This window comes from Streptomyces milbemycinicus, from assembly GCF_002154605.1.
Lineage (GTDB): Bacteria > Actinomycetota > Actinomycetes > Streptomycetales > Streptomycetaceae > Streptomyces > Streptomyces milbemycinicus.
In genome coordinates this window covers 1-6612 of the sequence record NZ_MUNE01000676.1, presented here as the reverse complement: position 1 = coordinate 6612, position 6612 = coordinate 1, and the positions used below count along the sequence as shown (strand labels likewise).

General features: G+C 71.6%; 6 protein-coding genes. 4 read left to right on the top strand and 2 right to left on the bottom strand.

The window, feature by feature from the left end; all coding sequences use genetic code 11:
* Both CCN51_RS42440 and CCN51_RS42435 read right to left on the bottom strand, forming a co-directional pair.
* Positions 1-1010: exonuclease/endonuclease/phosphatase family protein (locus CCN51_RS42440; RefSeq protein ID WP_107426210.1), on the bottom strand; the 1010-nt coding region annotated here is incomplete at its 3' end.
* Between the two features lie 93 nt (positions 1011-1103).
* Positions 1104-2117, bottom strand: coding sequence for a pectate lyase family protein (locus CCN51_RS42435; protein WP_014179992.1), 1014 nt, complete (start codon positions 2115-2117; stop codon positions 1104-1106).
* 375 nt (positions 2118-2492) lie between these two features.
* Here CCN51_RS42435 and CCN51_RS42430 point away from each other — a divergent pair, with 375 nt between their 5' ends.
* The 4 genes from CCN51_RS42430 to CCN51_RS42415 all read left to right on the top strand — a co-directional run.
* Positions 2493-3302 (top strand): intradiol ring-cleavage dioxygenase, encoded by an 810-nt coding sequence (locus tag CCN51_RS42430; RefSeq protein ID WP_014179991.1) that lies wholly within the window; start codon positions 2493-2495, stop codon positions 3300-3302.
* 167 nt (positions 3303-3469) lie between these two features.
* The gene (locus CCN51_RS42425; RefSeq protein ID WP_014179990.1) at positions 3470-4183 is read left to right on the top strand and encodes a FadR/GntR family transcriptional regulator; all 714 of its coding nucleotides are present in this window, start codon (positions 3470-3472) and stop codon (positions 4181-4183) included.
* A gap of 140 nt (positions 4184-4323) precedes the next feature.
* A complete protein-coding gene (locus CCN51_RS42420; RefSeq protein ID WP_014179989.1) occupies positions 4324-5757 on the top strand; it encodes a four-carbon acid sugar kinase family protein in 1434 nt (477 codons plus the stop codon).
* On the top strand, positions 5757-6612 hold an 856-nt coding region (locus CCN51_RS42415), incomplete at its 3' end, for a class II fructose-bisphosphate aldolase (protein WP_086860794.1). The genes CCN51_RS42420 and CCN51_RS42415, both read left to right, overlap by 1 nt.

Genomic DNA, 6612 nt, shown 5'->3' with positions numbered 1-6612 from the left:
GTGGCGGGGAGGTCGTCGGCGTCGTTGAAGGCCGTGCCGTGGGGGCCGCCGAACTGGTCGCTGGCGCGCAGGCCCTGCGGGAGCTTCCAGGAGAAGTCGACGGTGTGCGGGTAGTGGTCGGACAGCGGTTCGCCGGCGGCGTCGAGGAAGTCCGGGTGTTCGTTGTTGTAGCGGGTGGCGGTGAGGGTGAGCAGCGGGCTGGAGCGGTAGAGGATCTTGTCGACGACCTCGCAGGTGTTGGTGACGTGGTCCGGGTCGCAGACCAGGGCGTCGGATCCGGCGGGCGGGGCGGAGCCGCCGCGGATGAGCTGGACCCAGGCGTCGGTGAGGCCGTTGCGGCCGGTCAGGTCGCGGATGTTGTCCTCGGCGCGGGTGTAGCGGGTGTTGGTGTCGCCCATCACGATGACCGCGTTGCCGGCGGAGTTGGCGGCGATGAAGTCGGAGAGCTGGGTGATGTTGGCGCGGCGGGCGGTGAGGTCGGCGGCGGTCGTGCCCGCGTTGGTGTGGACGTTGTACAGGTCGACGTAGACGCCTTCGGCCAAGCGGGCGCGGGCGAGGGAGAAACCCTTGGGGGTGAGGCAGTCGGTGCCGTTGCACCTGGCCCACTTCACCCGCTCGAAGTCGTCGTACGGCAGGTCGGAGAGGGTGTTGAGGCCGTCGCCGAAGGGCACTCCGCCGCTGGTCGGGGTGCGGTACGGGTGGTCGTCGCCGGCGTACAGCGCGGCGTGGTAGTTGAAGTCCTCCTGGACGTTGACGAGGTCGTACGCGCCGAGGCGAGGCGAGATGAGCGGGGTGTTCTTCTCGGGGTGGCTGGAGGACAGCCCCTCGGGCAGCCCGGCCACGTTGTAGCTGAGCACATTGAACGAGCCGCTGTCGGGCGCGGCGGTGGGGACGTTCGCGGCGGCGGAGGGGGTGTCCAACGCCGCGGCCGATGTGCCGCCGCCCAGCGCTGCCGTGGCCGCGGCGAGCGCCGCCGTCAGTGCGATTGCCAGCCGTGTGGCCCGTCTCATGTGGGGTCCTCTCCCGGGAGGGTTACGGGGAGTACCGCCCCGCCGGAGTCGGCTCCGGCGGGGCGGTACGGGTGCGAGGTGCGGGGGTGGTGCTCAGATCTTGCCCGCCCCGGCCTGCCCGGTCACCGCCCCGACGACCGACGACGCGGGCTCGGCGGTGTACGAGTACGGCGGGTTGGTGAAGCTGCCGACCTGGGAGATCTCGGTGGCGGCGCCACCCAGGTCGTTGCCGCGCAGCACCGCGTATCCGTCCACGTCGCTGTCGCGGTTGGTGGTCACCGCCACCTTCGTGTCACGGAACACGTTGTTCTCGACGAGCATCTGCGCGCCCATCCTGGGGTGCACGGCGGTCTCCGCGCCCTGCACGTAGTTGTCGTAGAAGTGCCCGGTCCCGAACCGCAGGCTCGGGATCCGCGAGTACACGTTGGAGAACCAGTTGTGGCTGTAGGTCACCTTCAGGTGGCCGGTGTCCTCGCTCGCGTTGTTGTCGCTGTGTCCGACCAGGCTGCCCTTGAAGTGGTCGGCGAACTTGTTCCAGGACACCGTGACGTTGTCGGACGCGTGGTTGATGTCCAACAGGCCGTCGTAGTAGTCCTTGTCGTGGTCCCGGTCGGCCGAAAGGGTGTTGTGGTCGATCCACACCTTTGTGGACTTCTGGACGGTGATGGCGTCCGCGGGGGCGACCGGCTTGCTGATGTTCAGGTTGCGGATGACGACGTTGGTCTTCTCCTTCAGCCGCAGCCCACCGCCGGTGAACCCGGACGACGAGCCCACGCCCAGCACGGTGGTGTTGGACCCGATGTCCACCTGCCCGGACAGCGAGATGAGGCCGGACACCTTGACGACCTTCGCGCTGTCGCTCGCGACGGCGCTCTTGAAGGCGGCCAGGGTGGTGACGGTGGTGGCGGAGGCGTTGCCGCCGCCGGTGGTGCCCGCGCCGAAGCCGATCGGCGAGTTCTCGGCCGTGATGGCGGTGCCGGCCGTGTCGCCGGACGGCGCGCCGTGGGCGGAGACGGCCGAGACGGTGCCGAGGGTGAGCGCGGCCACGACACCCGCGGCGAGGGCGGTGAGTTGGCGCCTGCGGAGGATGGTGCGCTGTTCTGTCATGGGGGGAGTCCTCTCATTCCGAGAAGATCTCCACACGGGAGGGGAGGCAAGCGCTTGCTGAAGAGCGGCAAGCACGCTGGTCGCTAGGGCCGGTGGAGATCGCCAAAGGTGCGGCTCTGACGTGTTCTCTGACGTGTTCGACTCTGCCGCCAAGCGGGTGGTCAGTCCGTGCCAGCAGAGGGCAGCTACCGGGAACGAAGCTAGTAAGCGCTTGTAGTGATGTCAACGCCCTTGCCATCACCGTCAACAACCTTTCACTGAACGCCCATCGCATCACTTGCGCCACAAGGAGTTGGCGTTAAAGACCTGTTGACGCGCGGAGACTTTGCCGAACCCACAGCGGTCACACAGAAAGCCCTTCTACTTTGCGTGCTCATGACAGACCACGCGGCAGAGCCGCAAATCGACAGGACGCCCGCCCCCATCGGGCGCCGCAGAGTACTGATCGCCGGTAGCGCCGCCGCCGCGGCCGTCGGACTGGGCGCGGCCGTCGCCACCGCCGGCCGCGCGGAAGCCGAAGCCGAGCCCCAGGCCGCTTCCCCCCGGGTCGCCCCCGTGGCGGCCGCCGTCTGCACCCTCACCAAGGAGCTCACCGAAGGCCCCTACTACCTCGAGCACGCGCTCGTCCGCTCCGACGTCTCGGAGAGCAAGCCCGGAATCCCGCTCCAGCTCGCCCTCACCGTCGTCGACAACGCCACCTGCGCGCCCCTCGACAAGGCGCTCGTGGAGATCTGGTACTGCGACGCGCTCGGCGAGTACTCCGGCTTCGTCGGCAACAACGGCCACCAGGAGCCGGACAACGGCAAGTTCCTCCGCGGCGGCGTGCTCACCGGCACCGACGGGATCGCCAAGCTCACCGGCATCTACCCCGGCTGGTACCGGGGCCGCTGCATCCACATCCACCTCAAGGTGCACACTGACGTCACGCTCACCTCCGACGGCTCGTTCACCGGTGGCAACGAGATCCACACCGGTCAGCTCTTCTTCTCCGAGACCATCACCCAGGCGGTCGCGAAGCTCTCCCCGTACTCCACCAACACCGTCCCCCGCACCACCCTCGACGCCGACGGCATCTACGACGGCGGCGGGGCGGCCTCCGGGCTGCTGACCCTCACCGCGCTGGGCTCCGCGACCTCGGCGGGCTACAAGGGCACCCTCACGGTCGGCGTGGACCCCGACGCCTGACCGGACACACTCTGCTGTCTTACGGCCCCCGCCCGGCGCGCCACCCACGGCCCGGCGGGGGTCGTCTTTTTCGCCGCAGGGGGTTGACGACGGTCAAAACCCTGCCTACCTTCACTGGGACATCAGATGTCTGATGTCTGATGCACACGGCAAGGAGGTCGACAGCAATGCCGCTGTCCGACGACATCGCCGAGCGACTGCTGTCCGCGATCATCGACGGCCACTACCCGCCCGGCACCGCGCTCCCCCCGGAGGCCGTGCTGGCCGAGCAGCACGAGGCCAGCCGGCTCACGCTCCGCGAGGCGATCAAGGTTCTGCGGGCGCAGAACATCGTCCGCATCCACCGCGGCCGGGGCACCTACGTCAACACGCCCGACCAGTGGACCGCGCTCGAACCGATGATCCGCGCCGCGGCCGCCGGGCCCCGGACGGGCGGCGCGGTCTCCGAGAAGCTGATCGAGGCGCGGCGGATGATCGAGGTCGGGGCGGCCCAGCTGGCCGCCACCCGGCGCTCGGGCGACGACCTGGCGCAACTCGACGAGCTGCTGGAGGAGATGCGGGCCGCCGCGCGGGCCGGGGACACCGAGCAGTTCGTCGAGGCGGACATCGCCTTCCACGACGTGGTGATGCGGGCCTCCGGCAACGCCTTCGTACCCCTGCTCTTCGAACCCTTCGGCAGGCTGCTCGTCGAGGGCCGGCGGCAGACATCGGCCGTGCCCCAGATCCGTACGAACGCCATCCAGCACCACGAGGCCGTCCTGGAGGCGCTGCGCGCGGCGGATCCGGAGAAGGCCCGGCGCGCGATGGACGACCACATGGCGCAGACGACGGACGATCTGCGTACGCATGTCATGCGGGTCGCCGAGCAACCGGACGCCTGAACCCACTCTGCCCCAAGCACCACATTCCGGGCGCGCCCTGACCGTCACGCCAGAGGGCGCCACACCACGCCCACACCACGGCCCCGGCCTGCCCGGACGCCCCCGGCCTGCCCGGACACCGCACGAAAGTTGATCCACCCATGCCCCAGACCCTCCGCTTCCCCGAGGCGCACGAGCTGCCCCCGCCCCGCGAAGTGACCCCCGCCGAGGTGACCGCCGCGCTCGCCGCGGACCGCCGCCTGGTCGTGCTCGACGACGACCCGACCGGCACCCAGACCGTCGCCGATGTGCCCGTCCTCACCACCTGGACGGTCGAGGACCTGCGGTGGGCGCTGCGCCAGGACAGCACGGCCTTCTTCGTGCTCACCAACACCCGCAGCCTCGCCCCGGACGCCGCCGCCGTCCGCAACCGCGAGGTCGTCCGCGCCCTGGCGCAGGCGTCGGCCGCCGAGGGCATCGGCTACGTACTGGCCAGCCGCGGCGACTCCACGCTGCGCGGACACTTCCCGCTGGAGACGGACGTCCTGGCCGACGAGGTGCCCGTGGACGGTGTCGTCCTCGTCCCCGCGTATATCGAGGCCGGGCGGCTCACCGCCGACTCGGTCCACTGGATGCGTACGGCGGAGGGGATGCTGCCGGTCGGGCAGAGCGAGTTCGCGCGCGACGCCACGTTCGGCTACGCCAACTCCCGCCTCCCGGAGTGGATCGAGGAGAAGACCGGCGGCCGGGTGGCCGCGGCCGACGTGCTGCGCATCACCCTGGAGGACCTGCGGGTGCGCGGCCCCCAGCACGTGGCCGGGCTGCTGGGCTCGCTGCGCGAGGGCCGGACGGCCGTCGCGGACGCCCTGACCGACGACGATCTGCGCGTCCTCGCCCTCGCCTCGGCCACGGCGGAGGCCGCCGGCGCCCGGCTGCTGTACCGCTGCGGCCCCTCCTTCGTACGGGCCCGCGCGGGCCAGGCCGCCCGCGCCCCGCTGACCGCGGAGGAGCTTCGGGCGGGGCGGGACGCGGCGGGCCCGGCGGGCCCCGACCGCGACCATGCCCACGGCCTGATCGCCGTCGGCTCGCACGTCGGGCTCACCACCCGCCAGCTGGACCGGCTGCGCGAGCGCGGCGGGATCGCCGAGTTCGAACTCGACGTCCACGCCCTGCTCGACGAGGAGCGCCGCGCCGCGCACATCTCCGAGGTGGCGCGGGCCTGCGCCCGCGCGCTGGAGGAGAGCGAGGTCGTGGTGCGCACCACCCGCTCGCTCGTCACCGGCGCCGACGCGGACGACTCGCTCGCCATCGCCCGCAATGTGTCCGCCGCGCTGGTCGAGACCGTACGGGCGATCACCGCCGAGCGGCGGCCCACGTTCGTCGTCGCCAAGGGCGGCATCACCTCCAGCGATATCGCGACCGAGGGCCTGGAGATCCGCCGGGCCTGGGCGCGCGGCACCCTGCTCCCCGGCATCGTCTCGCTGTGGCAGCCCGAGTCCGGCCCCAGCGTCGGCATCCCGTACATCGTCTTCGCCGGCAACGTCGGTGACGACAACGCCCTCGCCGACGCGATCGACCTGCTCCGGAGCCGATGATGCTGCTGCATGGAACCGACGCCCTGACCGCCGCCGCCCGCGAGGGCCGGGCGATACCGGGCTTCGTCGCCTACAACCTCGAGACCGTCCAGGGCATCGTCGCCGCGGCCGAGGCCGCCGGCCGGCCGGTGCTGCTCCAGGCCGGATCGAGCGCCTTCAAACACGCGGGCCGCGCGGCCCTGATGGCCCTCGCCCTCGACGCCGCCCGGCGCTCGGACGCCGCGCTCGGCGTGCATCTGGACCACAGCCGGGACCTGGAGGAGATCACGGCCTGCGTCGAGGCGGGCTACACCTCCGTCATGGTCGACGGCTCACACCTCCCCTTCGCGGAGAACGTCGCGCTCACCCGCAAGGCCGTCGAGCGCGCGCACGCCGCGGGCGTCTGGGTCGAGGCCGAACTGGGCGCGCTGGCGGGCGACGAGGACGTTTCGACCGACGCCCGCGCGGCCGGCGGCTCCATGACCGACCCGGAGCAGGCCGCGGAGTTCGTGGCCGCCACGGGTGTGGACGCGCTGGCGGTCGCGGTCGGAAACGTCCACGGTTTCACGGCCGAGCCCGTACGACTCGATCTGGACCGCCTGGCGCGCATCCGCGCCGCGGTCGCGGTGCCTCTCGTACTGCACGGCGCGAGCGGGCTGCCCGAGGAGCAGCTGCTCGGGGCGGTACGGCGCGGCGTGGCCAAGGTGAACGTCAACGCGGAGCTGCGGCGGGCGTACTTGCAGGCGGTGTCCTCGGCGCTGCCCGGCGCGCTGCCCGGCGCGGACGTGGTGTCGACGTGGACCGCGGGACGGGACGCGGTCGCGGCGACCGCGCTCCGGATCACGCAGAAGCTGTCGCCGACCCCCTCGACGACGC

Bases quoted from the DNA above. Each gene is read 5' to 3' on its own strand.
- CCN51_RS42435 (WP_014179992.1), bottom strand. From the start codon at position 2,117: ATGACAGAACAGCGCACCATCCTCCGCAGGCGCCAACTCACCGCCCTC.
- CCN51_RS42430 (WP_014179991.1), top strand. From the start codon at position 2,493: ATGACAGACCACGCGGCAGAGCCGCAAATCGACAGGACGCCCGCCCCC.
- CCN51_RS42425 (WP_014179990.1), top strand. From the start codon at position 3,470: ATGCCGCTGTCCGACGACATCGCCGAGCGACTGCTGTCCGCGATCATC.
- CCN51_RS42420 (WP_014179989.1), top strand. From the start codon at position 4,324: ATGCCCCAGACCCTCCGCTTCCCCGAGGCGCACGAGCTGCCCCCGCCC.